The organism is Terrabacter sp. BE26 (genome assembly GCF_041941675.1).
Taxonomy (GTDB): Bacteria; Actinomycetota; Actinomycetes; order Actinomycetales; family Dermatophilaceae; genus Terrabacter.
Genome location: NZ_CP090122.1, coordinates 1,963,324 through 1,989,065 on the forward strand (window position 1 = coordinate 1,963,324; position 25,742 = coordinate 1,989,065).

The following is a 25,742-nucleotide window of genomic DNA, read 5'->3' on the forward strand; positions in this document are numbered from 1 at the left end:
CGTCGAGAGGCCAATCTTCGTCACGAAGATTGGCCTCTCGACTGGCCCACACCCACAAACTTTGGCCTCTCGACGGTTGAAAGGGGGGCGGGGACCGGGGTCAGGGTCGGTCAGGTGAGGACGATGCTGCGGGTGAGGTTGCGCGGGGCGTCGGGGTCGAGGCCGGCGGCGTCGGCCTTCGCGAGGCACAGCCGGTGCAGCCGCACGAGGTCGGCGAGCGGGTCGATGTCGCGGTGCTCGAAGCGGGCACCCGTCGCGGCGACCTGCTCGGACAGCCCCTCCGGCACCTCGCCGAAGGCCCACACGGCGCGCCCCGGCGCGGCGATGCTGATCGGGCCGTGGCGGTACTCCATCGCCGGGTAGGACTCTGACCAGAACTGCGCCGACTCGCGCAGCTTGAGCGCGGCCTCGTTGGCGATGCCGTTGGACCACCCGCGGCCGAGGAACGTCACCTGCTCCGTCCCCACGAGCGGGCCGTATGCCGTCTCGGCGTCTTCCGCGAGCACCGCGCGGGCCTGCTCGGCGGCCGGCGCGAGGTTCTCGCCGAGGGAGGCTCGCAGCAGCGCCAGGGTGGAGGTGGCGAACCGGGTCTGCACGACGCTCTGCTCGTCGACGTCGTCGAGCAGGATCGTGGCGTCGGACCGCTCGGCGATGGGCGTGCCCGCCGTCGCGACGAGCGAGACGTGCGGCGTCCCGGCCGCGAGCAGCCCGTCCAACACCTCCATGACCTCGGTCGTGGTGCCGGAGCGGCTGATGAGGACGACCCGGTCGTACCCGCGGGACAGGCGGTGCTCGGAGGCGGCGTACGCGTCGGTGGGGCCCTGGCCCAGCTCCTCGCGGCGGCCGGCATACGCCTGGCCCATGAACCACGACGTGCCGCAGCCGATGGTCGCGACGCGCTCACCGGGCTGCGGCAGGTGCGCGGCGACGTCGCCCAGGCGGGCGACGACGCGCTCCCAGTCGTCGGGCTGCGTGGCGATCTCGCGGGCGAGGTGCGTGGTCTGCGGCAGGCTGGCTGACATGGGCGCTCCGGGGGGCTCATCCGCCGGCCATGACGACGGCCGACGAGAGGATGATTGTGTGTGCTTGGTTCGAAGCCTAAACGCGCAGAGTTGGACATGTCCATTGCTCGATCTGGGCGGTATCGTCAGGGCGTGAGCCATGAGAGCGACCTCGCCCCCACCCGAGCCAGCCGCTGGTCGGTCATGCTCGACCGGCTCGCGACGAGCGGGCGCCTGGGAGTCGGCGAGGCGGCCGATCTGCTCGGGGTCAGCGAGGCGACGATCCGGCGCGACTTCTCCGAGCTCGCCAAGCGCCAGCTCGTGGCCCGCAACCACGGCGGTGTCGTCGCCACGTCGGTCGCCTACGAGCTGCCCTACCGCTACCGCAGCAGCCGGGCCGACGAGGACCGCGCACGCGTCGCCGAGGCGGCGGCCGCCCTCGTCCAGCCCGGCCAGGTCATCGGTCTCAACGGCGGCACGACGACGACCGCGACCGCGCGGGCCATCACCGCGCGCGAGGACCTCGCCCTCGACGGCGAGGTCACCATCGTGACCAATGCGCTCAACATCGCCTCCGAGGCGGTGCTGCGCCCGCACGTCCAGTGCGTCTCGCTCGGTGGGGTTGCGCGGCCCGAGTCCTACGAGGTGACGGGACCCCTGGCGACGCTCGTCCTCCAGCAGCTGTGGATCGACGTCGCCATCGTCGGCGTCAACGCGCTCTCGGCCCGGGAGGGTGCGACGTGCCGGCACGAGGAGGAGGCGGCCATCATCCGCACGATGATCGAGCGCTCCAAGGAGGTCATCTGCGTCGCCACCGGGGACAAGCTCGGCGCGCGCACCTTCGCCTCTATCTGTCCCGTCGAGCGGATCGACCATCTCGTCACTACCGTGGGCGCAGACCGCGACGAGGTGGAGGCGATCCGCGCTGCCGGCGTGCAGGTGCACGAGGTCTGAGGGATGCCGATCCGCGAAACGATGCGTGTTTGTGATCGAATCGATGGAGATCCGGTCATGATTGTTCTTGAATGATGGAGAGTGCCGATCTAGGTTGTCGTCATTGCGGCCGGGAGGCGCGTCGGTAGCGACGCCACACCTACGTCACCGGCCGACACTGAACCAAGGGAGAGACAATGAGGTCCACGAAGAAGTCTGTGGTCGTCGCGGGGATGGCCATCGCAGGCCTGGCCCTCGGCGCGTGCGGGGGAGGCACCGGCGCCGGGTCGGCTGCCGGCGGCGGTGGCGGTTCCACCGGGGGCAGCGGCCCGACGACGATCAAGCTCGTCGCGGCCGAGTACTCCAAGGACCACACCAAGGCCTTCTGGGACGCCTTCGCCAAGACGTACAAGGAGAAGACGGGCAACACGCTCGACGTCCAGGTCGTCAGCTGGGACAACATCGACCAGCAGTCCTCGACGATGATCCAGAACAACCAGGCGCCCGACATCCTCAACCTCAACGCGTACGCGAGCTACGCGAAGGACGGCCTCCTCTACAACTCCGACGAGGTGCTGCCGGCGTCGGCCAAGAGCGACATCCTCGACACGTTCGTCAAGTACGGCACGTACCAGGGCAAGATGTACGGCTTCCCCGACCTGTCCTCGGCCCGCGCGCTCTTCTACAACAAGGCGCTCTTCAAGCAGGCCGGCATCACGAACCCGCCGAAGACGTGGGACGAGCTCGAGGCGGACGCCAAGAAGATCGCCGCGACCGGCAACGTCGGCTACGCGCTCCCGCTCGGCCCAGAGGAGTCCCAGGGCGAGTTCTCCATGTGGCTGTTCAACAACGGCGGTGACTGGAAGACCGACGGCAAGTGGACGATCAACTCGGACAAGAACGTCCAGACGCTGACCTTCCTCAAGAAGCTCTCCGACGAGAAGGTCACGCAGAACAACCCGGCCCGCACCAACCGTGCCGACGCCTTCGACCTGTTCAAGTCGGGCAAGGCCGGCATGGTCATCGGCTTCAGCCCGCTGGCCGGCGCGCTCGACCAGGACAAGAAGGTCGACTACGGCGTCGCGCCGTTCCCGACCAACGACAACTCCGAGAGCAAGACCTTCGGTGTCACCGACTACCTGATGGCCTTCAAGAAGCCGGGCAACCAGGCGGCGGTCAAGGCCTTCTACGACCTCTACTACCAGCCTGACCAGGTCAACACCTTCATCAAGGCCGAGGGCTTCCTGCCGGTCACGAAGTCGGGAGTCCAGCAGTTCTCGAGCGACCCGAAGCTCAAGGTCTACCTCGACACGCTGCCCAACGCGCGCCTCACCCCGACCGACGACCCGGCGTGGGACAAGGTCAAGCTCGCCGTCCAGCAGAACCTCGGCAAGGCCATGAGCGGCGACCCGAAGGCCGTCCTCGACGACCTGCAGAAGACCGCCGAGAACGCCGGCTGACCCGGAGCTCACCGCGATGAGTGACAGCACTGCCGTGACCCCCGCTCCCGCCGACTCGGCGGGGGCGGGGGCCACCCGCTCGCGTATGCCGTCTGGTCCCTTCCGGCGCAAGCGGGCCGGCCGCATCGGCCAGGTCCAGCCGCTGGTCGCCCTCCTCTGGCTGGCGCCGGCGCTGGCACTCATCCTCGGGGTCGTGCTCTACCCGGCCGTCAAGCTCTTCGACGCCTCCCGCGGGCAGTTCTCGATCACCGGCCTGCGCACGGGCGATGCCGGGTGGGCGAACTACCAGAAGGTGCTCGAGCACCAGGACCTCGGCCAGGTCCTGCGCAACACCGTCGTGTGGGTCGTGGCGGTGGTCGCCTTCACCATCGTGATCGGCCTGGCGCTCGCGCAGTTCCTCGTGAAGAGCTTCCCGGGGCGGCGCTTCGTGCGCTGGGCGGTCATCGTGCCGTGGGCGGCGTCGCTCGTCATCACGAGCCAGCTGTTCGTGCTGCTCTACGACTACAACTACGGCGTCATCAACTACGTGCTGCTCAAGCTCCATCTGATCAGCACGCCGATCGACTTCCTCGGCAACGACAGCTGGACGATGTTCTCGATGGTGGTCGTCGGCATCTTCGTGTCGCTGCCGTTCACGATCTTCGTCTTCATCGCAGGGCTCGGGGCAATCCCCGACGACGTCATGGAGGCGGCGACCGTCGACGGCGCGAGCCCGTGGCAGCGCTACTGGAACATCACGCTGCCGCTCATGCGCCCGGCCCTGATGATCGCCACGGTGCTCAACGTCATCTACGTCTTCAACAGCTTCCCGATCGTCTACACCCTCAACGACCGCAACCCGGGCTACGCGCACGACACGACGATCACGTTCATGTACAAGCTGGCCTTCAAGAGCCAGGAGCACGACGTCGGCATGTCGGCGGCGGCCGGCATCTTCAACGTGCTGCTCATCCTGGTCGTGGTCGCGATCTACCTGAGGATCATCAACGTGCGCGAGGAGACGACCCGATGAGCACGACGACGGCTGCCGCGCCGGTCGCCCCCGGCAACCCGCCGGAGCAGGCGGAGACGGTCGCGCGCGGCCGGGACCCGAGGCGGCGCAAGCGCGCCTGGATGGCCGTCGGCGGCGCCCTCGTGGCGTTCGTCTTCCTCTCGCCCTACCTGATCATGGTCCTCGACTCGCTGCGCACGAGCACCGACGTCAAGAGCACCCCGACGTCGATCCTCCCGAAGGTGTGGCAGCTCAACACCTACGCGACGATCCTCGGCGACGAGCGGTTCCTCAACTGGCTCAAGACCTCGCTCATCGTGGCGACCGGCTCGACCGTGATCGTCGTCCTCGTCGCGATCCCGGCCGCCTTCATGACGGCGCGGCACCGGTTCCCGGGCCGAGGGGCGTTCCTGTTCCTCGTCCTGGTGACGCAGATGTTCGCGCCGACCTCGCTCGTCGTCGGTCTCTACCGGCAGTTCTTCGAGCTGAACCTGATCAACACCTACGCGGCGCTGATCATCACGAACGCCGCGTTCAACCTGGCCTTCGCGATCTGGATCCTGCACGGCTTCTTCTCCTCCATCCCGCTCGAGGTGGAGGAGGCGGCCTCGCTCGACGGCGCCACCCGCTGGCAGGTGCTGCGCCGGGTCATGCTGCCGCTGACCCTGCCGGGCCTCGTCACGGCGACGATCTTCACGTTCATCGCCGCCTGGAACGAGTACGTCGTGGCGCTGACGCTCATGATCGACGACGACAAGAAGCCGCTGACGGTCGGCATGCGCGCCTACATCACCGGCTACGAGCAGCACTGGGACCAGCTCTTCGCGGCCTCCGTCATCGCGGTCGTGCCGGTCGTCATCCTCTTCGCCGTCATCGAGAAGCACCTCGTCGGGGGCCTCACCGCCGGCTCGGTCAAGTAGCGGCGGGGTCCAGCCCGACCGGGTGGTCCACCGGGTGGTCCGCAGTCAGTACTCGCCCTTGATGACGAAGTAGGAGCCGCGGATCGTCCCGGCGAGCTTCGACTTCTGCCGGGCGAACTTGAAGGCGGCCAGCTCGGCGGGGACCTCCATGCCGTCCGAGAGCTTGAACCCGACGGCGCGCTTGCCGCCGTCGGCGAGCGTCCAGAGGACGTTGACCGACAGGCCCGACTCGTAGAAGACGTAGGACCAGCGGACACCGTCGACCTCGAACTGCGTGGCCTCCAGGGCGGGCGAGCCGATGACGATGTCGCGCTCCTCCTTGAGGATCCGGGCGAGGTGGTCGACGACGTCGTCCGCCTCGTGGGCCGGCTGGGTGCTGAACGTGTGGTCGTACTTGTTCTTGAAGTAGCGCGCCTCGTTGGCGCGCAGGCCGGCCAGCGCCTCCGCCACGGGCGAGGACTCCAGACCGACCGTCGAGACCTCCGTGAAGTCGACGTCGTATGCCATTGCGCACCTCCTGTTCCGCCGCTGACCTGGGCGCGGCCCCCTCCAAGGCTAGCGGCGCCTCGTGCGCGAACCGGGCTCCTGGTCAGTGGAAGAACACTGACGAGGAGCCCGGTTCGCTGACGGACGGACCGAGGTTCAGGCCGAGGCCGAGGCCCTCACCTCGTTGACCACCTCGAAGACGGTCTCCTCCGGCGGCTCGGTGAAGCCGCCCGGGATGCCTTCCTGCATGCGGGGCATAAGGATCCCGTCGCGGAACGCCTCCCAGCTCTCCTTCGACTCGTGGATCGCGACGATGGTCCAGCCATCGGCCGACGGTCCCGCCGCGTGGAAGACCTGCCCGGCGGGCAGGCTCCCGTCGGAGGGGTGGACTGCCGCGATGGAAGCCTCGTACTGGTCCTTGGTGCCACCCTTGAACTGGTGGACGACGCCGTAGCTCATGCCGTTGCACATCCCTTCCCGATCAGGCCCCGGCTGTGGAGGGGCGACCCGTGAAGGTCTCGCCGGGGCTATCTCGACGCTACGCGCGCCGGCGATCGGTCGATGGGCAAACGCCTGGATCGGCGCCGAGCAGGCAGGGACTCAGTCGGTCACGGCGGGTGAGACGGCATACTCCTCGTCGGTGACGGGCGTCAGCCAGTGCACGACGTCGTGGTCGGCATCGCCCTCGTTGATGGCGATGTGCACCATCAGCCGGTCGGGCGCGGCGCCGTGCCAGTGCTCCTCGTCCGCCTCGAAGAGGACGCGGTCGCCCGGGCGGATGACCTCGACGGGGCCGCCGCGGCGTTGGCAGAGGCCGACGCCCTCGGTGACGAAGACGGTCTGGCCGAGCGGGTGGCGGTGCCAGTGGGTGCGGGCGCCGGGCATGAAGTGGACGAGGTTGGCGCTGACGCGCGACGGCGCCGGTGCTGCGGCAACCGCGTCGATGTAGACGTCGCCGGTGAACCAGTCGCTCGGGCCCTTCACGGTCGGGACGGAGCTGCGGGTGATCTGCATGGATGTCCTTCTGGCTGTTGGGGATCTAGCTGCTGGGAAGCGACGTGTCGGTGGTCGACGAGGGAGCCGGCGTCGAGGCCGCCCAGGAGGCGAGCAGCTGCAGGCGCTCGGCTGACGGCGAGCCGGGCTCGGCCGTGTAGACAAGGAGCACGAGGCCGGGCTCGGCGGTGATGGCGAGCTCCTCGTAGGCCAGGGTCAGCTCGCCGACGACGGGGTGGTTGAAGCGCTTGGTGCCGGTGCCGTGGGTGCGCACGTCGTGCGCGCTCCACAGGCGCCGGAACACCTCGCTGCGGGTGGACAGCTCGCCGACGAGGTCCTGCAGGCCGCGGTCGTGCGGGTCGCGGCCGGCCTCGGCGCGCATGATGGCGACGCACATCCCGGCGAAGAGCTCCCAGTCCGGGTAGAAGTCGTGCGAGGCGGGGTCGAGGAACTGGAACCGGGCGAGGTTCGGCATCCGGCCGCTCTCGCCGATGACGGGCGAGTAGAAGGCGCGCCCGAGGGTGTTGGTGGCGAGCAGGTTCTGGTGCGGGTCGCGGACGAAGGCGACGCCGTCGCGGATGGACTCGAGCGCCCACTGCAGGCTCGGGCGTGACGCCGGCCTCCCCGCGGCCCGTCGCCGCGGCCGCCCGGAGGTGGGTATGCCGTCCGCTGCCCTCGCGAGGTCGAGCAGGTGGGCGCGCTCGGTGTCGTCGAGCTGCAGGGCGCGGGCGAGTGCGTCGAGTACGCCGGTCGAGGCGCCGGCGATCTGCCCGCGTTCGAGTCGGGCGTAGTACTCCACGCTGAGCCCGGCGATCGTCGCGACCTCGCTGCGGCGCAGCCCGGGCACGCGTCGACCGCGTCCGGCGGGGAGGCCGACCTGGTCGGGGGTGATGCGGGCGCGGCGGGTCATCAGGAACTCGCGCACCTCCTGGCGGTTGTCCACGCTCTCGAGACTAGGCCGGGTCGGGGCGTCCGCCGGGCCGCGAGAGGTGCCCTGTCAGTACGTCCCTCGACAGGGACTCCCGCCGTGTCGCCTCGGCGGTTTGACTCGTCGGGTGGGACCGATTGGTCCCGGTGGGCATCCGGCCCACGAGGAAAGCGAAGGAGCTCGCGCGATGCGTGGAGTTGTCATGTACGCACCCGGCGACGTGCGGGTGGAGGAGCGCGAGGACCCGAGGATCATCGAGCCGACGGACGCGATCATCCGCCTCACGGCCACCTGCATCTGCGGTAGCGACCTGTGGCCCTACCGCGGCGCCGAGCCGGTCGACCACCAGGTGATGGGGCACGAGTACGTCGGCGTCGTCGAGGAGGTCGGCCCAGAGGTGCGCACCGTGAAGGTCGGCGACTTCGTCGTCGGGTCGTTCTGGGCCTCGGACAACACGTGCGAGATCTGCAAGGCGGGGTACCAGGCGTACTGCGTGCACCGCGTCCTCATGGGCACGATCGGCACGCAGGCCGAGCTGGCGCGGATCCCGCTCGCCGACGGCACCCTCGTTGCGACGCCGGGGCAGCCGGACGCCGACCTGATCCCCTCGCTCATGGCGGCCTCCGACGTGCTCGGCACCGGGTGGTTCGCGGCGGTCGCGGCCGAGGCGGGGCCGGGCAAGACCGTGGCCGTCGTCGGCGACGGGGCCGTCGGGCTGCTGGGCATCCTGGCCGCCCGGGAGCTCGGCGCGGAGCGGATCATCGCCTTCAGCCGGCACGCCGACCGGCAGGCGCTGGCGCGCGAGTTCGGCGCGACCGACATCGTCGAGGAGCGCGGCGAGGCCGGGGTTGCGAGGGTCAAGGAGCTGACCGGCGGGCTCGGGGCGCACTCGGTCATCGAGGCCGTCGGCACCCAGGAGGCGATGATGCAGGCGATCCACTCGGCCCGTCCCGGTGGCCACGTCGGGTTCGTCGGCGTCTCGCACGACGTCGCGATCCCCGGCGACGAGCTGTTCATGGCCGGCGTTCACCTCCACGGCGGGCCGGCGCCGGTGCGCGAGTACCTGCCGCACCTGATCCAGCTGATCTGGGACCGGAAGGTCGACCCGGGCAAGGTCTTCGACCTCACCCTCCCGCTCGAGGACGCGGCCCAGGGCTACAAGGCGATGGACGAGCGGACCGCCACCAAGGTGTTGCTGACGTTGTGATGGTTCGTGTTGTCTCGCCGGCTGCGCCGGTCCGTGGAAGGGAGTGACGGATGGACCTGCAGGAGTTCCGCGACCACGTCGGCGCCGGTCGCCTCATCGAGGGCGGCTCGGCGGCGCACCAGTTCATGCACGGCGCGGCGCAGGAGGCGTTGCGCGTCGTGGCCGAGCTGAACGGCGCCTACCGGACGCCGGACGAGGTACGGGCGCTGCTCTCGAGGCTCACCGGGAAGGCCGTGCCCGAGTCCGTCACGGTCTTCCCGCCGTTCTACTCCGAGTTCGGCAAGAACCTCACCCTCGGAGAGCGGGTCTTCGTCAACATGGGGTGCCGGTTCCAGGACACCGGCGGCATCACCATCGGCGATGGGACGCTCATCGGCCACGGCACGACGCTGACGACGCTGAACCACGCCGTCGACCCGTCCCGCCGGGCCGACATGGTCCCGGCACGGGTGACGATCGGCCGCGACGTCTGGCTCGGCGCCGGGGTCACTGTGGTGCCGGGCGTCACGATCGGCGACGGTGCGGTCGTCGGCGCCGGAGCGGTGGTGACCAAGGACGTGCCGGCCGACACCATCGTCGCCGGCGTCCCGGCCAAGGTCATCCGCCCGACCGGCTTCACCGCCTGACCCGGACACCGGCTGGTTCTAGTCCTGCAGCCTGAGCACCAGGGTCCCGGTCCCGTCGCCGTTCTCGTCCAGCGTGCCGTCTCCGCCGGCGCTGCGGAACTGGCCTGAGCCGCCCGTGACGGCCAGGACCTTGTGCGGCGGCGGGGCGTTCACGAACGAGTACGTGATGGTGCCGCGCTTCCCGAGCCTCACGACGCCGGTGCAGTTGGCCAGTCCCTGCTTGTCCACCAGGACGCAGCTGCCGACCTCGTCCCCGACGGTCCTGCCGTTCTGCTGCAGCTGGTCGTGGAAGACGATGACGTCCGCGGCCGATGGTCCCGGCGCACCGAGATCCGTGTAGTTGAACGGGCTGAACTGCACGTGGAACCTCATTGTGCGGTCCTGTGACGACTCCTGTCCCGTGGTGGCGCCCGCCGTCAGGGCGGAGCCTCCGAGAAGCAGGGCGATGGCTGCGACGGTTGCGCCTGCGGTCATGGTTCGGTTTGGTGCGCGCACGGTGGTCTCCTCGCTGCGGCCGGCGAGGCTGCCGACCTGACGTCGACGGAAGCCCGCCGCACCGAGGTGCCGCGGGCGCTGGTCTGTCGAGTGTGCGCGCCGGTTCCGGACCCCGACAACCCTCCGCGGCTCCCAGAGGCTCAGGCGGCTCCTGGAACGAATATGGCGAATCCGGACACGGCACGAGCTTCGGGAACCTAGTGTTTCGACCGGCCTGCGGGACGGTCCCGCGGGAGAGAGGTCGTCATGCGCCAGCGCGTCAAGTACGTCGGTTTCACTGCTGTTGGGGTCGCGGTCGGTCTCTTGGTCTCTCCGCCGGCAGTTCAGGCCGCGGTCAACTACTTCGACACGACGAAGACGGTTTCGGGCACGGGAACCGTCTCGTGCCCTTACGGATGGCGCATGACCGGGGGCGGCGTGGCTGCCCTGCCCAACAACTACTACGGGTCGACCAGCAGCACGGAGTACGTGCTGACCGGGTCGATGCCGTACGGCAACGGTTGGAAAGCTGCCGCCAAGCAGATCAAGGGGTCCTACTCGAGCTACAGCGGCTGGCGGTTTTCGACCTTCTCCTACTCGGCGCAGGTCTACGCCGTCTGCGCTTCCTGACGTCGGCCCGGGCCAACGCCTTCTCGACAGGCGTGGAGGCGGCACCACGCCCGCGCTGACGATGGGCAAGAAGCTCAACCTGTTCGAGGCTTCGAGGAGTGGTGGGTACGTCGGACGCATGCGCGTGGTCGTCATCGGGGGCACTGGTCACATCGGCACCTACCTGGTCCCGAGCCTGGTGAGATCGGGTCACGAGGCCCTCGTCATCAGTCGCGGCGCGCGACGGCCCTACCGGGAGGACCCGGCTTGGGGCGAGGTCGAGATGGTGAGGTGCGACCGTGAGGCCGCCGAGGCCGACGGCGAGTTCGGTGCGCTGGTCGCCGGGCTCCGGCCTGACGCCGTCGTCGACCTCACGTGCTTCACCATCACCCAGGCCGAGCAGCTGGTGAGGGCGCTCGACGGCCAGCACGTCGTCCACACCGGGAGCATCTGGTCCTACGGCCCGAGCACCCTCGTCCCGACGACCGAGGACGCGCCGAAGCACCCGTACGGCTACTACGGCGTGAACAAGCTCGCGATCGAGCGCTACCTCATGGACCAGGACCGGGTCCGCGCCAGCGTCGTCCACCCCGGCCACATCAGCGGGCCGGGGTGGATGCCGATCGGCCCCGCCGGCAACGTCGACCCGGCGGTGATCGAGTCGCTGCGGACGGACGGCTCCTGCACCCTGCCCGACCGCGGCGGCGAGACGGTCCACCACGTGCACGCGGAGGACGTCGCCGGACTGCACCAGGCCTGCCTCGAGCAGCCGGACGCGGCCGCCGGGGAGAGCTTCAACAGCGTGTGTACGCAGGCACTGACCCTCCGCGGGTACGCCGAGCTCGTCGCCCGGCACTTCGAGCACGAGCCGAAGATCGAGTTCGTGCCGTGGGCCGAGTTCGAGAAGACGACCGACCCGGAGCAGGTCGCCATCACGCTCGACCACATCGGCCGGTCGCCGGTCTTCTCGATGGACAAGGCCCGCGACGCGCTCGGCTTCGTCCCGAAGCACAGCGTCACCGACACCGTGATCGAAGCCATCGACGCCTGGGTCGCCTCGCACTGACCCCAGCTCAGACGAGCGTCAGGGGACGGTGCGGCGCATGACGCAGTTGAACTGGCCCTTGGGGCGGAGGTACTCGAAGCCGGTCCGCTCGAACAGGGTGCGGGTGCCGCTGTAGAGGACGGCCTCGCGCTTGCCGCCCTTGTCGTGCGGGTAGCCCTCGACGGTGCCGCCGCCGGCCGTTGCGATCAGGTCGATCACGCCCTGGAGGGCCACATCCGACAGGTGCTTCCGGCGGTAGCGCTTGTCGACGAAGATGCACGTCACCCGGTAGTCGGGCAGCATGTCGGTCTCCTCCTCGTACTGCTTGCGGTGCCGGATGTTGGGCAGCTCTGCGGGAGAGCCGAACTGGGCCCAGGCGACGGCCTCGTCCCCGTCGAAGACGAGCGCGGCGTGGGCCCGGCACTCGTCGACGAGGCGCTGCTTGAGCGCCCGGTTGCCCTCGTACGTGCGCTCCTTCTCGGTCGACATGGTGTGGAACCACGTGCACCAGCAGCCGCCGAAGACGCCGCCGTGCCGCTCCATCAGCGCCGCGTACGCGTCCCACGTCTCCGGCGTCAGTGCCCTGACCTCGTATGCCGTCACGTGGCCTCCCTGTTCCCGCGCGGACGACGGGTCGTCGCCGTCCCGAACAGCATGCCGCGAGAGGCGGACGCCGGGGGCGAAAGGGCACCCGAGCCGACGCGAGCGTGATCGCGCGCCGTCAGCACACGGCATACGCAAGCGGTGGAACGACGGCTCAGGCGTGGCCGCTGAGCTGGCCCAACCGGTCGGCGAGGGCGTCGACCATCGCGGAGGCGCGCTTCTCGGAGATCGGCGCCTTGCGGTCGCCGCCCTGGCTGGAGACCGGGCGCACGTCGATGGACAGCTTCGCGCCGCCGGCGAGGGCGCGCAGCGCGTCGACCTTGTCGCCGAACGGGGAGCCGCTGCCGGGCGAGTAGTAGCGCACGACCTCGTCGATGTCGTCGGGGTAGAGGTCGGTCTTCGTCACGGCGATGATGAGCCAGATCGGCTTGGTGCGGCGCACGGCCAGCGAGGCGATCCGGTGCGAGGTGATCGTCCAGTCCTCGAGCTCGGCGGCGAGCTGCTCCTCGCGGGTCGCGCTGGCCGCTCCGGTGATGCCGGCGGCGCGGCGGGGCGTGGCGTAGCCGTTGGCGACGACGTGGATGATCCCGTCGACCGGCTCGTCGTGGAAGACCTCGTCGAGGGCGCCGAGGCGCGTGGCCGCGTTGTCGCCGGGCACGACGAGGAAGCGGAAGCCGTGCAGCCGGGCGCCCTTGCGGGTGCGGCGCTCCATCGTCGCCGAGCCGACCTCGGCCGCGGCGTCGTCGGTGGAGCGGCGGGTCAGCCGGTCGACGAGCTGGCTCTTGCCGACGCCGGTCATGCCGGTGACGGCCACCATCGGGTAGCGGTCGCGCAGCAGCCGGCCGATCTTCTCGGGGGCCGACGCGAGCGCGGTCAGCAGGCCACCGGCGACGGTCGCCCCGATGGCGGTGCGGCTCGTCGGCGGCAGGATCGTCCGGATCCGCGATGAAGTCTGAGACACGGTGCCTCCTCGGCAGGCTGGTCAGGTGCCCGTTGGCCCCACGAGCCTACGGTCCGCGGGTCCTCGGGCGCACTGCAGTGCGTACCCACCCGTTCTCCGGTGCCCTCGGGCGGTCGCCGTGCCGAGGGCGTATGCCGTGTGCCCGGGTGCGCGGGTGCCGCTCAGGTGTGCGGGGCGGCCGGGTCGACGGGCGCGGCGAAGCGTCCGCGCAGGGCGCGGCCGACGGAGGACCCGACGAGCAGGCCTAGGGAGATCGCGATGGCCACGCCGAGCAGGCCGAGGGCGACGTTGGTGGCGGACTCGCGACCGGCGGCGAGCTCGGTGACGCCGACGAGGCCGAGGCTGCCCGGCACGAGCAGCCAGAACGCGGGGAGGAAGAGCACCAGGCGGGGCAGCAGCGGGTGGCGCAGCTCGACGAGGCTCGCGCCGAGGCTGGCGGCGATGGCGCCGAGGAAGCCGCCGAGGGCGACCGTGCCGAGCTGCTGCCCGGCGACCTGGGCGCCGAAGGCGAGGGCCAGCACGAGCAGCACCCAGCCCTGCAGGCGCAGCGGCACGCCCTCCATGAGGCAGATGCTCGCGCCGACGAGCAGCAGGCCGACGGGTGCGCCGGCCCAGCCGATCTCGTCGACGCGGAGGTTGACCAAGGTCTCGGTGGGGATGCGCAGCAGGGCGGTGGCCATGAGCAGGCCGAGGGCGAAGAGGCCGAGCTGGGCCAGGCCGTAGGTGAGCCGGGCCGAGCCGGCCTGCATGTGCCCGGCGGCGAGCTCGGACATGCCGTTGACCACGAGGGCGCCGGGGAGCAGGACGGCCAGCGGCGGCAGGACGGTGCGCAGCGGGCCCTCGAGCAGGCCGGCGTTCGCGGCACCGAAGACGACGAGCGACACGGCGAAGGCGGCCAGGGTCGGCAGCAGCGCCGTGACCACCTCGTAGCGCGCGGCGAGCTGGACGAGCGCGAGCACGATGAGGGCGCCGACCGCCGCGGCGGCGACGTTGGCCCACCCGGGCTGGAGGATGAGCGCGATGCCGACGGCGAGCACCGGCCACGCGAGCGCGACGAGCCACGGCGGCTGCTGGACGGGCCGCTTGGCCGTGGCGGCGAGCTCGGCGCGGGCCTCGGGGATGGTCAGCTCGCCCTGGAGGAGCTGGTGGCGGATGAGGCGCACGCTCGCCGCCTGGTGGAGGCGAAGGCCAGCGGGGGCCGAGCGGTAGGTGGCGGGGCCGCCGGGCGTGAGGGTGAGCATCAGGCCGGTGGGGCCGACCGCGGATTGCACGTCGGGATAGCCGAGCCGAGCGCTCACCTCGGCGAGCTCCTCCTCGATCTCCTGCACCGGCTGGCCGGTCGCGATCATGGCGGTGCCGAGCTCGGCGAGCAGGGCGCGGGTCTCGGTTTCGCGGTCCGGGGCTGCGGCGGGCTCGGCTGCAGCTGGTTCGGCTGCATCGGCCGCATCGGGGCGGTGCGCGGCCGCGGGTCCATCCATGCGGGCCATCATCGCAGGGCGGCCGGCTGGGTCGTCCGGGCCGTCGGGGTGGTGGGCGCGCGCGTCGCTGCGGGCGGCGACGTCGATGGTTGGATCGGGGGCATGCGCATCTTCTTCACCGGTGGCAGCGGCAAGGCCGGCAGGCACGTCGCACCCTTCCTCGCCGAGCAGGGCCACCAGGTCACCAACGTCGACCTCGTCCCGCTCGGGCGCCCGGACGTCGACGACCTGCAGGTCGACCTCACCGACATCGGCGAGACGTACTCCGCCCTCGCGGGACCGGCGAACTTCGACGAGCTGGAGCTTGCGGCCAAGCCGGCCTACGACGCCGTCGTGCACTTCGCCGCGATCCCGCGGATCCTGCTCACCTCGGATGCGAAGACGTATGCGGCGAACGTGCTCAGCACCTACAACGTGCTCGAGGCGGCGACCCGGCTCGGCATCCGCAAGGTGATCTTCGCGTCGTCGGAGACGACCTACGGGATCTGCTTCGCGCAGGGGGAGCGGCGGCCGCTCTACGTGCCGGTGGACGAGGAGCACCCCACGGTGCCGGAGGACTCGTACGCGATGTCGAAGGTGGCGAACGAGGTGACGGCGCGGTCGTTCCAGGCGCGCACCGGCGCCGACATCTACGGGCTGCGGATCAACAACGTCATCGAGCCGCACGAGTACGCCGAGCTGTTCCCGCCGTTTCTCGACGACCCGGCGCTGCGGCGGCGCAACGTCTTCGCCTACATCGACACCCGCGACCTGGGCCAGATGGTGCAGCGCTGCCTCGAGGTAGACGGGCTCGGCTACGAGGTCTTCAACGTCGCGAACGCCGACCTGTCCGTCGCCGCGACGACCGACGAGGTGCGCGAGCGCTTCTACGCCGGGGTGGAGCTACGCCGGCCGATGGGGCGCAACGAGACCTTCTACTCCATCGACAAGGCCCGCGACCTGCTCGGCTACTCGCCCCAGCACTCCTGGCGCGACGTCCTCCCCGACCCCCGCGCCTGACGCCGAGGCGTGGCTCAGCACGGGTCCATGGCCGGGAGGTCGTAGGCGAGCCCGTCGCCGACCCATGCGGAGCGGCGGCTCGCGACCTTTCTCCTACGACGGTGTCGAAGAGGTGCCGAGCCGTTCGACGCAGTGATGACAGGCAGGACCACCAGCAACCAGAAGGAGATGCAGATGCCGCGTTTCATGGGCTTCGTGAGGATGGAAGAGGGCATCGGAGCGCCCCCGCAGTCGCTCTTCGACGCGATGGACGTCCACATCGGCGAGCGTGCCGCCAAGGGCGTGTTCCTCGACGGCGGGGGCCTCTACGGCACGGAGGACGCCGTGAACTTCGTCGTCGACAACGGCACGGTGACGCGGGTCGACGGGCCGTACGCCGAGAGCAAGGAGATCGTCGGCGGCTGGGCGATCATGCAGTACGACTCGCTCGAGGAGGCCGTCGCCGACCAGCGCGAGTTCGCCGAGCTGCACGCGAAGCACTGGCCGGAGGTCAAGGTCGTCGCGACGCTGCGCCAGATCTCCGACGGGCCGGACGCACCCGGCGCGTGAGGTCTCGGTCTGCGCCGGCACCGGGAAGCGGCCGTGCCGGCGCAGACCTCACCACGATGTCCTCCCATGATGAGGACGGACGGCGGGTCAGTCGACGCCGATGTCCTCGTTCCACACGTCGGGGCGGGCCGCGATGAAGTCGGTCATCATGCTCACGCAGTCGGGGTCGTCGAGCAGGACGACCTCGACCCCGGCGTCGTCGGCGAGCCAGTTGTGGCCGCCGGTGAACGTCTGGGACTCGCCGATGACGAGCCGGCTGATGCCGAACTGCCGGATGAGCCCTGAGCAGTACCAGCACGGCGACAGCGTGGTCACCATCGTCGTCCCGCGGTAGGACCGCTGCCGGCCCGCCTTGCGGAAGGCGTCGGTCTCCCCGTGGATGGAGGGGTCGTCCTCCTGGACCCGGCGGTTGCGGCCGCGTCCGAGCAGCGTGCCGTCGGCAGCGAAGAGCGCACCGCCGATGGGTATGCCGCCCTCCGCCAGCCCCGCACGCGCCTCGGCCAGGGCGACCGCGAGCATCTCCCGGTCGGCGTCGGACCCGGCGGTCGGCAGGACGGTCATGCCGTCCGCCCCGAGGAGGTGCGGGCGGGCAGCAGGCGCCGCAGGACGGCATACAACCCGGCGGCGAGGACGAAACCGACGAGGAAGGTGATGTCTCCGACGCCGGGGTGCGCCTTGACGATGACGCCGGTGTACAGCTGCTGGTTGGAGAAGAGCCAGATCGACACGACCATGGCGACCAACATGGCGATGGCACCGGCCCAGTTGGCGTAGTGGCGGTCGGTGGCGATCGCAGTGACTTCTGCCCTCGGATCCCCTCGGCGCAGGAGGCGGTCGGTGAGGACGACGCCGAGCCACGGGCCGATCCAGTAGGCGATGACGAGCAGGAAGTTCTCGTAGTTGGTGCCGGCGTTCTGGAGGCCGAAGAGTGCCAGGACGAGACCGAGCAGACCGAAGATGATCGCGACGACGGCACGGGCCCGGTGCGGCGGCACCTTGATGCCGAGCGCCAGGAACGACATGGCGCCGGAGTAGATGTTGAGGGCGTTGGCCGCGACCGCCCCCAGCGCGATGCACAGGAGGGTGAGGTCACGGAGCCACGTGGGCATGAGCCCCGTGTAGACGCCGGGATCGACCGCGGCGGCCTTCCCCGCAGCGGAGACCATAGCGGCGCCGGCCGCCTCGAGCACGATGCACGAGATGGTGATGCCGAGGCCGGCGAAGAGCCCGACGGTCCAGGACTTCGACGTCCTCGGCAGGTAGCGGGTGTAGTCGGAGGCGTACGGGTTCCAGCCGCAGGCGTACCCGAACGCCGCAGCCGTCTGGATGAGGAACGCGCCCGGGATCGGCTTGCCCGGCGCGCCCAGGTCGGCCTTGGAGAACACGAAGTACAGGCCGATGGCGAAGACGACCGCGAGCAGCGGCAGCGCAAAGCGCTCGAAGGCGTGCACGAGGTTGTGCCCCAGGAACGCGATGAGCAATTGCGCCGCGACCACGACGACCAGACAGACCCAGGTCGGCAGGCCCCCCACGAGGGCGTGCAGGGCGAGGGCACCGCTGATGCTGTTGACTGCGAACCAGCCGATGCCGGCGAGCAGCGAGTTGAGCCCGGCGGGCAGGATGTTGCCGAGGAAGCCGAAGCCGGTGCGCGAGAGCACCATCTGCGCCAGCCCGTGCTGGGGGCCCCAGCTGGACAGGACGCCGTGCGTCACTGAGCCGAGGACCGTGCCGAGGACGATCGCGGCCAGCGTCTGCTTGAAGGAGAGGCCGAAGAAGAGCGGCCCGATGATGCCCACGGCGACGGTCGCGAACTCGAGGTTCGGGCTCATCCACGTCCACAGGAGGTTGACCGGGTGGCCGTGCCGCTCGCTGTCGGGGATCTGCTCGATCCCACCCGGCTCCACGGCCAAGGTCTTGGCGCCGTAGTGCTCAGCGGCGATGGGGTTTGCGTCCTCGACGGAGAGGGCTCGCCCCTCGGCTGGTGTCATGGGTCGCGATTCTCCCGCACCTGCCGACCCCAGCGGGTTTCGGGGGTGTAACGGGAGGCTGGACGGTACCTGAGTGCTGACCGCCGGTTCGCCGCCGCGGTCTTGCTCGCCGGTCGGTCCTAGGTCAGCTCAGGTCCACGATGCGGAACGCCGGGTACCGGTCGGCCACCGCTTCGAAGGCTGAGATCGGCGCCGCAGGGTCGACGGGGATGTGGACGCGGCCGCTGGTGGCGACTTGGCAGTAGCGCTTGATTATCGGCGCGCGCTGCTGGACCGGCACCTCTTCTAGGCGGACCGCCGTGCGGCCGCCTTTGAGAAGTGCGGCCCGGTGGCCTGCCGCACGGACGTTGTGCACCCAGTTCGTGCCGTCCCCGAGCATGGACACCAGGTATCGCTCACCCGCCAGGTCGGCGATGACGACGGGCAGTCTCACCGGGTGTCCCGACCTGCGGCCCACGACCTCCAAGGTGGCGACCATTGCGGGGCCGCGACCCGTAGCGAAGAGTTGTACCCATACCTTGTTCAGCGTGCGTGCCAGCGAGTTCGGTCGGCCGCCACGGTAGAGCCAGCGGGTGAAGGTCTCGATCGGCGCCGGTGCACCCTTCGTCGACCCTGTCGGCGTGCGGCTTGCAACCGACTCGCCCCGCCCGTCGGGCGTGTGCCGGTTCGGACCCTGAGAAGGAGCCCGGTGGGTGGCGCGGTCGAGCGCTGTTCGGAGGCCCTGGGGGATGGTGACCATGGCCGCTGCCAGACCTTCCTTTTTCCGATCCGGACAGTTTTCTCGTTCATGGCGCCGCCCGACAGGGCCCAAGGTCCCGCTCTCTCCCGGGCGCCGCCCGGCTGGACGTCAACGCGTGTCGGATCCACTGCACCGGGACACGGCCTCGCTTCAGGCGATCTGGGCGGCGTCATCGATGCCGAGTGTGCGGCGCACCACTCCAAGTCGCTCAGCGATCAGGAGCCACGGACCCCCTTCCCTTCGCGGCGACGGGACGCTTCTCGAGACCCTCGAGCAGGTGTGGTCGGCGTCCCGGACGAACGTCATCCTCGCGGACCTCTTCGTGCTCGGTGGCTGCGTGGCGGTCGAGCAGTCGCCTGCGGTTCTTCCGCGACGGCCGTCATAGACTGCGGCGGGTGAGGAATCCTCCGCCGTACCCCACGATGGAGGACGTCATCGGCGGCACGCCGCTGGTGCGTCTGCAGCGCCTTCCGGGGCTGCAGAACGAACGCCGCGGCAACGTGCTGCTCGCCAAGCTCGAGGGAAACAACCCGGCTGGCTCGGTGAAGGACCGGCCGGCGATCAGCATGATCCGCGGCGCCGAGGAGCGAGGGGAGATCTCTCCCGGCGACACCCTGCTGGAAGCCACGTCCGGCAACACCGGGATCGGCTTGGCGATGGCGGCGGCGATCAGCGGCTACCCACTGGTCATCGTGATGCCCGAGGACGCCTCCACTGAGCGGATCCAGACGATGAAGGCGTACGGAGCCGAGCTGGTCCTCACCCCGGCGGGCGGCGGTATGGAAGAGGCCCGCGACGTCGTCGCGCGGATGGAGCGGGAGGGCCGCGGCCGGGTCTTGGACCAGTTCGCCAACCCGGACAACCCCCGTGCCCACGAGGAAGGGACGGGCCCGGAGCTGTGGCGCCAGACCGACGGACGGATCACACACTTCGTGTCCGCGATGGGCACCACTGGCACGATCACCGGGGTCTCGCGGTTCCTGAAGTCGCGCAACCCCAGTGTCCAGATCGTCGGGGCACAGCCCGCGGAGGGCTCGAAGATCCCCGGGATCCGCGCTTGGCCACCGGAGTACGTGCCGAAGATCTTCGACCCCTCGGCGGTGGACCGGACCGTGGAGGTCACCCAGACCAACGCCGAGGAGACGGCCCGCCAGCTGGCCCGCCAAGAAGGCATCTTCGGAGGTGTCTCGGCGGGCGGCGCTTGCTGGACCGCCCTGCAAGTGGCCCAGGAGGTCGAGCGGGCGACGATCGTCTTCGTGGTCTGCGACCGCGGCGACCGGTACCTCTCCAGCGGCGTGTTCCCCGCCTGAGAGTTTCCGCTGACGACCGGAGACAGCCGTCGAGGGTGGGACCGGCCCTCTCCGCCGCCCACCGCACGATTGCCATACAAGCGGCGAAGTGACGCACTTAGCCAGCGTGTGCCGGTTACGCGAAGGCGAACCATGGCAATGGCGCTTCAGAACTGAAAACGGGTCAGGCCGCCCGGTTCCGTCGTTAGGACCACGGTGGCCGAGCGTGGCTCGATGCGATACACATTCCACGGCGGCGGTCCTTGCGACGGTGCGTTGAACGGCGCGGTGATGCCCGCCCCCGTCTCGTCGGGCTCCGCTGGCCAACCGCTGTCCGCCCAGACCTTCGCAATGCGTGCCACTGCCGCCGGCTCGGTCACCCGACTTGCGTCACCCTCGATCACCACGTCGGCGTCGCGGATCGAGACCGCAACAGAGCACCGAGGATCCCGCGCGACATTGCGCCCCTTGCGTGTAGCCGCGCCCGTCTGGAACCAGAATGCGCCGTCCACCCAGACCGCACCGACCGCAGTCACGTGCGGGCTGCCGTCCCCGTTGATGGTGCACAACCAGGTCGTACGCGTGTTCACTGCATCCGGAGCCGGAGCCGGAGCCGGCGCCGAACCCGCATCGAGCGTCGCCACAACGGCGGCCCAATCCACCGGCGGCAGCCCGTCCGCGCTCCCCAGATTGATGGCCTCCACCTCCCCAACGTAGCTGCGTACTGCACCCCGGCAGGCCCCGATTGCGAAGAGAGGCAGGCACCGTGTTGGCGCTGGGTCGGCGAACTAGCAGGGGTCCATGTCTCCTTGGACTATTCATCGGCGCGGGTCAGGCGGCCCGACCTGAGCGTTAACTCCTGACGCGGCGGTGTCACGCACGCCGACGACCCGCGGTTGAACGAGGGGGCCATGTCCCTGCGCTCACCGCTCCGTGTGGCAAACCTTCACACGGTGTACCGCTTCTTCGAACATGGCCGCCGTGGCTGCGCCGAAGGCCGCTGCCGTGATGTTCGTCTGGTCCCAGCCGCTCTCGGACTCCGAGCAAACTAGATGCGGGGGCGGCGATGCGCAGTGGGTGACCGCGGGAAGAAGGCCGTGGCCTGCATGGTTGCCTCGGGCATGAGCACACTTGTCGAGCGCACGATCGCGGCGCTGCGTGTCAACCACAACACGCTCGCCGCGCTGGTGCCGACCTTGTCCGAGGAGAATCTGAGCGACCCCAGTGGGGCGACGGAGTGGAGCGTCGCGCAGGCGCTCTCGCACATCGGCAGCGGTGCGGAAATCGGCCGCAGGCCGATCGCGGCCGCCGCGGGCGGGCGGGTCGAGGCTGAGGACAACCAGGCGATCTGGGCACGGTGGAACGCGTCTTCCCCGGCCGACCAGGCAGCCGAGTTCGTCAAACACGACGAGGCGTACCTCGACACCATCGAGGCGCTCAGCACCGAGCAGCGCGATAGCTTGCTGATCGACCTGGGCTTCCTTCCCGAGCCAGTGCCGCTGTTGGTCGCGCTCGGCATGCGGCTCAATGAAGTTGCCAACCATGCCTGGGACGTGCGCGTTGGAGTCGACCCGTTGGCGACCGTGGACCAGGTCTCTGCCGAACTGCTCGTCGAGCTCTTTCGCGGGCCGTTGGCCTTCCTGCTGGGGTTCTCCGCAAAGGCGGACGCGATCGAACGGGAGGTCCGCCTGGCGATCCCGGGTGGCGCGCTCGAGATCACCGACGCGGTGACCGTGACCGACTCCGTCGATCATCCAACGGCCACGTTCGAGGGCCCGGCGGAGGCCGTGGTGCGGCTGCTCAGCGGCCGGCTCGGCCCCGAACACGCCGCTGGCGTGACCGTGACCGGCAACGTCACGCTTAACGAGCTCCGGAAGGTCTTCCCCGGCTACTGAGCTGTGAGACCCTCGAAGCCGCGTCAGAGTTCGACAGTTCCGGAGTCCGCGATGGCTCCACCTCTAGGCACGTCCTCACATCGGCATTATGCGGGTGAACGTGTGCGCCCGGCAGGCGGCGGAAAGACGCTGGCTTGCGCTCGACCGTCCAACCCCTCGGCGCTGTTTGGTTCGTGTCGGACAGGGACGAGCATCGCGGCTGAGCGCTAACCAACAGGAGCCGGCGTCGCTATGGAAGTCGCTGGCGATGAGGCGGCGGATCGGCGACATCTGCGGCGTGCGGGCAGGAAGCGGACGGCGGGGCCCGTCGCCTGGCTGTCATGACCCTTGACAGTCGCACAACGTGTGCCGTCCCATCGAAGGACGAGATGGAGGTTGGCGATGTACGGATACGTGCTGCACTTCCCGGCGCCCATCGACGCCTACCTGGCAATGCACAAGGCGGTGCTCGAGACCTTGTCCGAGGATGGCGGGGGCGAAGGGCTTCTCGTGCACTTTGCGTACCCGACGGAGCAAGGCTTCGACCTGACCGAGGTGTGGGAGTCCAAAGATCAGCTGGATGCCTTCAACCGCGACGTGTTCCCGAAGGCCATGGCGCGGGCCGGCCTGACGATGGACGGCGCTCAACCCACGCCCGTCGAGTTCGAGCCAGCCGCGGTCATGACCCCACGGGCATTCAACTCCGACGCTGCCAATTGAATCGCCGACACACGCGAAACGACAGCCTTGTACGGAGGCCCGACCATGGCGCGCCGACGGGAATGCTGGCTGGGGGCGGATTGACCCTCGTGGCGCCCGCCTGACTTTCGCGCGCGTCTCAGCAGCTGCCTCGCCACCACGCCTGTCAAGATCGGCCACATGCGAATCGGCACCTGGAATCTTGCGGGCCGGTGGTCGCCCCCTCACCTCGAACTGCTCACGCGGGAGAAGTGCGACGTCTGGCTCCTGGCGGAGGTGCATCCGGAAACCGCGATCCCCGGGATGCAGATGCACCGCACCACCGCGCCGATGGGAGAACGAAAGACATGGGCGGCCATCTGCAGCAATGCAGACCTCAGTCCAGCGAAATCTGAGCCTCACTGGGCCACGGTCGCGGCCGACATCGGCGGTCTGACGGTCATCAGCTCTGTCCTGCCATGGCGTTCGCGTGGCCCAGAGTGGGGCGGCTCCACCCTGGCCGAGGACCTGCGCAGAACACTTGACGCGATACGCGCACGAGTAAACGAGACGACCATCTGGGGCGGAGACTGGAACCAGGCCTTGGAGGGCGGCGAACACGCCGGAAGCCTCGATGGGCGCAGTCAGATCCTGGAACTGCTCAATGCCGCACGTCTCTCCGTGCCAACGCGATCACTGGGCAGCGCCGCACCCGGGCATCGATCCATCGACCACATCGCTGTTCCGATGGGCTGGGATGTCGATGACGCGTACCGCGTCACCGCGGAAGCTGAAGGCCAGCGTCTCTCCGACCATGACTTGTACGTCATCTCGGTGACGCCTGACCGACCGAGTCGATAGATGTTTCGGGGCCAGTTGCGTCCAGCACGCGGCGGTAAGACGGACGTCGTTGTGGGGCCGAGCGGGAAGGAACCAATAGGGTCGGGCTGGGCTCACTAGGAGTGTCGGTGCGCTCGGCCATGCTGTGTCACATGGAGATCAGCCAAGAGGCTCTCAAGCGGATGCTGCCAAATCTTAGAGACCGTGGCAGCGCGCCGCCGCGCGACGCAATCATGACACTCATTGCCCTCACCGGAGAGGCCCCCGAACACCTCGTGACCCTGCAGCTCGACGACAATCGCTGGCAGATTGTCGCCCTACATGAAACTGGGATCATCGTCGTCACCGTAGACCCCGGCGCAGAGGCGCACTGGAGCTTGGAACACGATCGGCGTCCCGAGGGCGCCAGAGTCTTGGGACACCACTATCCCGTGCGGACTGTCGAGTCAATTGAGGTCCGCAACGCTCGCATCTTCCAGCGCAGTTGGGTGGAATCTGGACTGGATATCCATCGTCGCTTCGAGTACGCCATCCACCTGCCTGGAGGAACAGTGGAGTTCCCGAGAGACCCCAGCGGTCGCGAGCATGCGACCACGGATTTCGTGCGTGAGTTGCAAAGCCGCCTGTAGCCGCCGAGTCGTCCTGGCGAGCACCGCGAACTCAAGCACACGTAGTCCACGAACTCTAGGCGCTCAGCGCTCAGCGCTCAGCGCTCAGCGCCTCGCGCCTCGCGCCTCGCGCCTCGCGCCTCGTGTGCGTGTCGACGTAGCGGAGAGTCGCACCCTCGTTTGGACTCCTACGAGTCGACGGGCATCACACCATCGAGACTCACGCGCGTCCGCCGCCCGCCGCGGTCCGTGTGCCCCACCCAGGCGAGCCGAATCCGCCGGCCGCCCGGGCCAACCGGTGAGATCTGAGCCGACTCCACGTGCATGGCACGTCCAGACTCAACTAGGGCCTCCGTGGCAAGGAGTGCGAAGACGGCTTGGTATAGCGCCGTTGGAACAGCCCTCCCTGGCAAGTCGACAGTGAAGTCATGGATCGAGCCACCGAAGATATGCAATCCGCTCGGGAGCTCCTCCTGAAACAACAGGCGCCGCATGTCAAGGACGGCCAGATCGTCCGAGGTGTACGTCGACGTCCCGAAGCTGAAGCTCGCGGTCATGCCGAAGGGCGAGCCACCCGAACTCGTGTCTCCACGCTGCATCTCGATGACGACCGCCGTGCTCCGCGAGGCGGTCGTGGTAGTGGTGACATCGGTGACCCTGACGGGTACCGATCGTCCTGCCCAAGTGAGCCGAACCTCGCGGCCACCGAAATTTGTCGGTCTCAGCCCCTCGAGGATCGCGAGAACGTCCCGCGAGTGGACAGCCGCCCGGAGAACAACACGGCGACCATCGTCGGTGATGTCGCGCGCGCGGATCACCGCGTCACCGAGCTTGGCCCACGGTGAGACTGCCTCGGCGCACATCGCCTCCAGTCGACGAGAGACCTTAGAGACAAGGTCGGATTCGTCAGTGAACGAGCCCGTGGTGTGAAACAGTCGGACCTCCGACAGAAAGTTGAACTCGTCGGCGAGCATGTCTTCCTCCTGCTGTACCCAGACCGAAACGGGCAAGCCGAGGCGTTCTGCTTCGCGGTACTCCGCGTGGGTCGCTGACAGACGTTGCGCCTTGTCGATGCGCCCATACTCGCGTCCAAGGATTCCGAGGTAGATGGTGCTCGTCGCCACCTCGCCCAGGTAGGCGACCTCAGCATCGTCGTCCCGGCCACCGAAATCCTCGAACCAAACCGGGTACGCGCCGAGGTCTGCGATCGCGTTCGCCAAGGCCCCCCGCAACGGAGTCAAAGCTCCCATCGTCGAGGAGATGAATACACGTTGGTCGCTCGCCCAAGATGCGAACGAGGCTGGGTCCGGCCGGTGCGCTGTTCCGGATTGATCGATCTGGATGGTCACCGCACTATTGTCGTGTTCCAACAGTCTGGCGCATGCCTGAAACGCTCGTGTCGCACCGCTCTGCGCCACAGACGGCCGCCGGCTACAACGGGCCGCTCCTTCGAGCAATGTGAG

General features: G+C 69.3%; 29 protein-coding genes. 15 read left to right on the forward strand and 14 right to left on the reverse strand.

Translation table 11 applies throughout. From position 1 onward, the window contains the following. Window positions 1-110: 110 nt before the first annotated feature. Window positions 111-1,022, reverse strand: a complete 912-nt coding sequence (locus LQK93_RS09125; RefSeq protein WP_374971221.1) for an SIS domain-containing protein — start codon at window positions 1,020-1,022, stop codon at window positions 111-113. A gap of 132 nt (window positions 1,023-1,154) precedes the next feature. Here LQK93_RS09125 and LQK93_RS09130 point away from each other — a divergent pair, with 132 nt between their 5' ends. The 4 genes from LQK93_RS09130 to LQK93_RS09145 all read left to right on the forward strand — a co-directional run bounded on the left by LQK93_RS09130 (window position 1,155) and on the right by LQK93_RS09145 (window position 5,305). Further along, on the forward strand, window positions 1,155-1,955 hold the full coding sequence (locus LQK93_RS09130) for a DeoR/GlpR family DNA-binding transcription regulator (protein WP_374971222.1): 801 nt from the start codon (window positions 1,155-1,157) through the stop codon (window positions 1,953-1,955). Between the two features lie 176 nt (window positions 1,956-2,131). Beyond that, window positions 2,132-3,394: an extracellular solute-binding protein gene (locus LQK93_RS09135; protein WP_374971223.1), complete on the forward strand. Its 1,263-nt coding sequence runs from the start codon at window positions 2,132-2,134 to the stop codon at window positions 3,392-3,394. Between the two features lie 16 nt (window positions 3,395-3,410). Next, window positions 3,411-4,406: a carbohydrate ABC transporter permease gene (locus tag LQK93_RS09140; RefSeq protein ID WP_374971224.1), complete on the forward strand. Its 996-nt coding sequence runs from the start codon at window positions 3,411-3,413 to the stop codon at window positions 4,404-4,406. Further along, complete coding sequence (locus LQK93_RS09145; protein ID WP_374971225.1) at window positions 4,403-5,305, forward strand: carbohydrate ABC transporter permease; 903 nt, start codon at window positions 4,403-4,405, stop codon at window positions 5,303-5,305. Before LQK93_RS09140 ends, LQK93_RS09145 begins: the two co-directional genes overlap by 4 nt. A 45-nt stretch (window positions 5,306-5,350) precedes the next feature. On the opposite strand, the gene LQK93_RS09150 is transcribed toward LQK93_RS09145, so the two are convergent. The 4 genes from LQK93_RS09150 to LQK93_RS09165 form a co-directional block, all read right to left on the reverse strand. Beyond that, window positions 5,351-5,812: a phage tail protein gene (locus LQK93_RS09150; protein ID WP_374971226.1), complete on the reverse strand. Its 462-nt coding sequence runs from the start codon at window positions 5,810-5,812 to the stop codon at window positions 5,351-5,353. Window positions 5,813-5,947: 135 nt separating this feature from the next. Next, window positions 5,948-6,250 carry a hypothetical protein gene (locus tag LQK93_RS09155; RefSeq protein ID WP_374971227.1) on the reverse strand — a complete coding sequence of 101 codons (303 nt, stop codon included), beginning with the start codon at window positions 6,248-6,250 and terminating at the stop codon, window positions 5,948-5,950. 141 nt (window positions 6,251-6,391) lie between these two features. Continuing rightward, complete coding sequence (locus LQK93_RS09160) at window positions 6,392-6,805, reverse strand: cupin domain-containing protein (protein ID WP_374971228.1); 414 nt, start codon at window positions 6,803-6,805, stop codon at window positions 6,392-6,394. Window positions 6,806-6,830: 25 nt separating this feature from the next. Further along, entirely contained in the window at window positions 6,831-7,727 is an 897-nt protein-coding gene (locus tag LQK93_RS09165) for a helix-turn-helix transcriptional regulator (protein ID WP_374971229.1), read from the reverse strand. Window positions 7,728-7,899: 172 nt separating this feature from the next. Here LQK93_RS09165 and LQK93_RS09170 point away from each other — a divergent pair, with 172 nt between their 5' ends. Both LQK93_RS09170 and LQK93_RS09175 read left to right on the forward strand, forming a co-directional pair. Beyond that, complete coding sequence (locus LQK93_RS09170; protein ID WP_374971230.1) at window positions 7,900-8,919, forward strand: zinc-dependent alcohol dehydrogenase family protein; 1,020 nt, start codon at window positions 7,900-7,902, stop codon at window positions 8,917-8,919. Window positions 8,920-8,969: 50 nt separating this feature from the next. After that, a complete protein-coding gene (locus tag LQK93_RS09175) occupies window positions 8,970-9,545 on the forward strand; it encodes a DapH/DapD/GlmU-related protein (RefSeq protein WP_374971231.1) in 576 nt (191 codons plus the stop codon). An 18-nt stretch (window positions 9,546-9,563) separates the two neighbouring features. Here LQK93_RS09175 and LQK93_RS09180 read toward each other — a convergent pair whose 3' ends face one another. Further along, a complete protein-coding gene (locus LQK93_RS09180) occupies window positions 9,564-10,019 on the reverse strand; it encodes a hypothetical protein (protein ID WP_374971232.1) in 456 nt (151 codons plus the stop codon). Between the two features lie 423 nt (window positions 10,020-10,442). Here LQK93_RS09180 and LQK93_RS09185 point away from each other — a divergent pair, with 423 nt between their 5' ends. Both LQK93_RS09185 and LQK93_RS09190 read left to right on the forward strand, forming a co-directional pair. After that, on the forward strand, window positions 10,443-10,649 hold the full coding sequence (locus LQK93_RS09185) for a hypothetical protein (RefSeq protein WP_374971234.1): 207 nt from the start codon (window positions 10,443-10,445) through the stop codon (window positions 10,647-10,649). A gap of 118 nt (window positions 10,650-10,767) precedes the next feature. Further along, complete coding sequence (locus LQK93_RS09190; protein WP_374971235.1) at window positions 10,768-11,694, forward strand: NAD-dependent epimerase/dehydratase family protein; 927 nt, start codon at window positions 10,768-10,770, stop codon at window positions 11,692-11,694. 18 nt (window positions 11,695-11,712) lie between these two features. On the opposite strand, the gene LQK93_RS09195 is transcribed toward LQK93_RS09190, so the two are convergent. The 3 genes from LQK93_RS09195 to LQK93_RS09205 form a co-directional block, all read right to left on the reverse strand. Then, on the reverse strand, window positions 11,713-12,276 hold the full coding sequence (locus LQK93_RS09195) for a GNAT family N-acetyltransferase (protein WP_374971236.1): 564 nt from the start codon (window positions 12,274-12,276) through the stop codon (window positions 11,713-11,715). A 154-nt stretch (window positions 12,277-12,430) separates the two neighbouring features. Beyond that, the gene (locus LQK93_RS09200; RefSeq protein ID WP_374971237.1) at window positions 12,431-13,237 is read right to left on the reverse strand and encodes a GTPase; all 807 of its coding nucleotides are present in this window, start codon (window positions 13,235-13,237) and stop codon (window positions 12,431-12,433) included. Between the two features lie 161 nt (window positions 13,238-13,398). Further along, the gene (locus LQK93_RS09205; protein ID WP_374971238.1) at window positions 13,399-14,715 is read right to left on the reverse strand and encodes a threonine/serine exporter ThrE family protein; all 1,317 of its coding nucleotides are present in this window, start codon (window positions 14,713-14,715) and stop codon (window positions 13,399-13,401) included. Window positions 14,716-14,817: 102 nt separating this feature from the next. Here LQK93_RS09205 and LQK93_RS09210 point away from each other — a divergent pair, with 102 nt between their 5' ends. Together LQK93_RS09210 and LQK93_RS09215 are read left to right on the forward strand one after the other, a co-directional pair. Beyond that, window positions 14,818-15,714, forward strand: a complete 897-nt coding sequence (locus tag LQK93_RS09210; RefSeq protein WP_374971239.1) for an NAD-dependent epimerase/dehydratase family protein — start codon at window positions 14,818-14,820, stop codon at window positions 15,712-15,714. Window positions 15,715-15,888: 174 nt separating this feature from the next. Then, window positions 15,889-16,263, forward strand: a complete 375-nt coding sequence (locus tag LQK93_RS09215) for a YciI family protein (RefSeq protein ID WP_374971240.1) — start codon at window positions 15,889-15,891, stop codon at window positions 16,261-16,263. Window positions 16,264-16,350: 87 nt separating this feature from the next. Here LQK93_RS09215 and LQK93_RS09220 read toward each other — a convergent pair whose 3' ends face one another. The 3 genes from LQK93_RS09220 to LQK93_RS09230 all read right to left on the reverse strand — a co-directional run bounded on the left by LQK93_RS09220 (window position 16,351) and on the right by LQK93_RS09230 (window position 18,990). Then, window positions 16,351-16,824, reverse strand: coding sequence for a nucleoside deaminase (locus tag LQK93_RS09220; RefSeq protein WP_374971241.1), 474 nt, complete (start codon window positions 16,822-16,824; stop codon window positions 16,351-16,353). Beyond that, complete coding sequence (locus LQK93_RS09225; protein WP_374971242.1) at window positions 16,821-18,251, reverse strand: purine-cytosine permease family protein; 1,431 nt, start codon at window positions 18,249-18,251, stop codon at window positions 16,821-16,823. The genes LQK93_RS09220 and LQK93_RS09225 overlap by 4 nt, the downstream gene beginning before the upstream one ends. Window positions 18,252-18,375: 124 nt before the next feature. Beyond that, complete coding sequence (locus tag LQK93_RS09230) at window positions 18,376-18,990, reverse strand: nitroreductase family deazaflavin-dependent oxidoreductase (RefSeq protein WP_374971243.1); 615 nt, start codon at window positions 18,988-18,990, stop codon at window positions 18,376-18,378. Window positions 18,991-19,412: 422 nt separating this feature from the next. Between LQK93_RS09230 and cysM the strand changes: the two genes are divergently transcribed. Then, on the forward strand, window positions 19,413-20,300 hold the full coding sequence (cysM, locus tag LQK93_RS09235) for a cysteine synthase CysM (RefSeq protein WP_374971478.1): 888 nt from the start codon (window positions 19,413-19,415) through the stop codon (window positions 20,298-20,300). 146 nt (window positions 20,301-20,446) lie between these two features. Here the strand turns inward: cysM and LQK93_RS09240 are convergent, their stop codons facing one another. Then, entirely contained in the window at window positions 20,447-20,983 is a 537-nt protein-coding gene (locus LQK93_RS09240; RefSeq protein ID WP_374971244.1) for a pyridoxamine 5'-phosphate oxidase family protein, read from the reverse strand. 417 nt (window positions 20,984-21,400) lie between these two features. On the opposite strand from LQK93_RS09240, the gene LQK93_RS09245 reads away from it, so the two are divergent. The 4 genes from LQK93_RS09245 (at window position 21,401) to LQK93_RS09260 (ending at window position 24,300) form a co-directional block, all read left to right on the forward strand. Continuing rightward, window positions 21,401-22,174 carry a maleylpyruvate isomerase family mycothiol-dependent enzyme gene (locus LQK93_RS09245; RefSeq protein ID WP_374971245.1) on the forward strand — a complete coding sequence of 258 codons (774 nt, stop codon included), beginning with the start codon at window positions 21,401-21,403 and terminating at the stop codon, window positions 22,172-22,174. Window positions 22,175-22,555: 381 nt separating this feature from the next. Continuing rightward, a complete protein-coding gene (locus LQK93_RS09250) occupies window positions 22,556-22,873 on the forward strand; it encodes a hypothetical protein (protein ID WP_374971246.1) in 318 nt (105 codons plus the stop codon). A gap of 159 nt (window positions 22,874-23,032) precedes the next feature. Continuing rightward, window positions 23,033-23,692, forward strand: a complete 660-nt coding sequence (locus tag LQK93_RS09255; protein WP_374971247.1) for a hypothetical protein — start codon at window positions 23,033-23,035, stop codon at window positions 23,690-23,692. Window positions 23,693-23,823: 131 nt separating this feature from the next. Next, window positions 23,824-24,300, forward strand: a complete 477-nt coding sequence (locus tag LQK93_RS09260; protein ID WP_374971248.1) for a hypothetical protein — start codon at window positions 23,824-23,826, stop codon at window positions 24,298-24,300. Between the two features lie 167 nt (window positions 24,301-24,467). Here the strand turns inward: LQK93_RS09260 and LQK93_RS09265 are convergent, their stop codons facing one another. After that, entirely contained in the window at window positions 24,468-25,628 is a 1,161-nt protein-coding gene (locus tag LQK93_RS09265) for a DUF4062 domain-containing protein (RefSeq protein ID WP_374971249.1), read from the reverse strand. Window positions 25,629-25,742 lie beyond the last annotated feature (114 nt).

Coding starts and splice junctions, on each gene's coding strand:
- LQK93_RS09125 (WP_374971221.1), bottom strand. CDS start 1,022: ATGTCAGCCAGCCTGCCGCAGACCACGCACCTCGCCCGCGAGATCGCC.
- LQK93_RS09135 (WP_374971223.1), top strand. CDS start 2,132: ATGAGGTCCACGAAGAAGTCTGTGGTCGTCGCGGGGATGGCCATCGCA.
- LQK93_RS09140 (WP_374971224.1), top strand. CDS start 3,411: ATGAGTGACAGCACTGCCGTGACCCCCGCTCCCGCCGACTCGGCGGGG.
- LQK93_RS09145 (WP_374971225.1), top strand. CDS start 4,403: ATGAGCACGACGACGGCTGCCGCGCCGGTCGCCCCCGGCAACCCGCCG.
- LQK93_RS09150 (WP_374971226.1), bottom strand. CDS start 5,812: ATGGCATACGACGTCGACTTCACGGAGGTCTCGACGGTCGGTCTGGAG.
- LQK93_RS09155 (WP_374971227.1), bottom strand. CDS start 6,250: ATGAGCTACGGCGTCGTCCACCAGTTCAAGGGTGGCACCAAGGACCAG.
- LQK93_RS09160 (WP_374971228.1), bottom strand. CDS start 6,805: ATGCAGATCACCCGCAGCTCCGTCCCGACCGTGAAGGGCCCGAGCGAC.
- LQK93_RS09170 (WP_374971230.1), top strand. CDS start 7,900: ATGCGTGGAGTTGTCATGTACGCACCCGGCGACGTGCGGGTGGAGGAG.
- LQK93_RS09175 (WP_374971231.1), top strand. CDS start 8,970: ATGGACCTGCAGGAGTTCCGCGACCACGTCGGCGCCGGTCGCCTCATC.
- LQK93_RS09180 (WP_374971232.1), bottom strand. CDS start 10,019: ATGACCGCAGGCGCAACCGTCGCAGCCATCGCCCTGCTTCTCGGAGGC.
- LQK93_RS09185 (WP_374971234.1), top strand. CDS start 10,443: ATGACCGGGGGCGGCGTGGCTGCCCTGCCCAACAACTACTACGGGTCG.
- LQK93_RS09190 (WP_374971235.1), top strand. CDS start 10,768: ATGCGCGTGGTCGTCATCGGGGGCACTGGTCACATCGGCACCTACCTG.
- LQK93_RS09205 (WP_374971238.1), bottom strand. CDS start 14,715: ATGGATGGACCCGCGGCCGCGCACCGCCCCGATGCGGCCGATGCAGCC.
- LQK93_RS09210 (WP_374971239.1), top strand. CDS start 14,818: ATGCGCATCTTCTTCACCGGTGGCAGCGGCAAGGCCGGCAGGCACGTC.
- LQK93_RS09215 (WP_374971240.1), top strand. CDS start 15,889: ATGCCGCGTTTCATGGGCTTCGTGAGGATGGAAGAGGGCATCGGAGCG.
- LQK93_RS09220 (WP_374971241.1), bottom strand. CDS start 16,824: ATGACCGTCCTGCCGACCGCCGGGTCCGACGCCGACCGGGAGATGCTC.
- LQK93_RS09225 (WP_374971242.1), bottom strand. CDS start 18,251: ATGACACCAGCCGAGGGGCGAGCCCTCTCCGTCGAGGACGCAAACCCC.
- LQK93_RS09230 (WP_374971243.1), bottom strand. CDS start 18,990: ATGGTCACCATCCCCCAGGGCCTCCGAACAGCGCTCGACCGCGCCACC.
- cysM (WP_374971478.1), top strand. CDS start 19,413: ATGGAGGACGTCATCGGCGGCACGCCGCTGGTGCGTCTGCAGCGCCTT.
- LQK93_RS09245 (WP_374971245.1), top strand. CDS start 21,401: ATGAGCACACTTGTCGAGCGCACGATCGCGGCGCTGCGTGTCAACCAC.
- LQK93_RS09250 (WP_374971246.1), top strand. CDS start 22,556: ATGTACGGATACGTGCTGCACTTCCCGGCGCCCATCGACGCCTACCTG.
- LQK93_RS09255 (WP_374971247.1), top strand. CDS start 23,033: ATGCGAATCGGCACCTGGAATCTTGCGGGCCGGTGGTCGCCCCCTCAC.
- LQK93_RS09260 (WP_374971248.1), top strand. CDS start 23,824: ATGGAGATCAGCCAAGAGGCTCTCAAGCGGATGCTGCCAAATCTTAGA.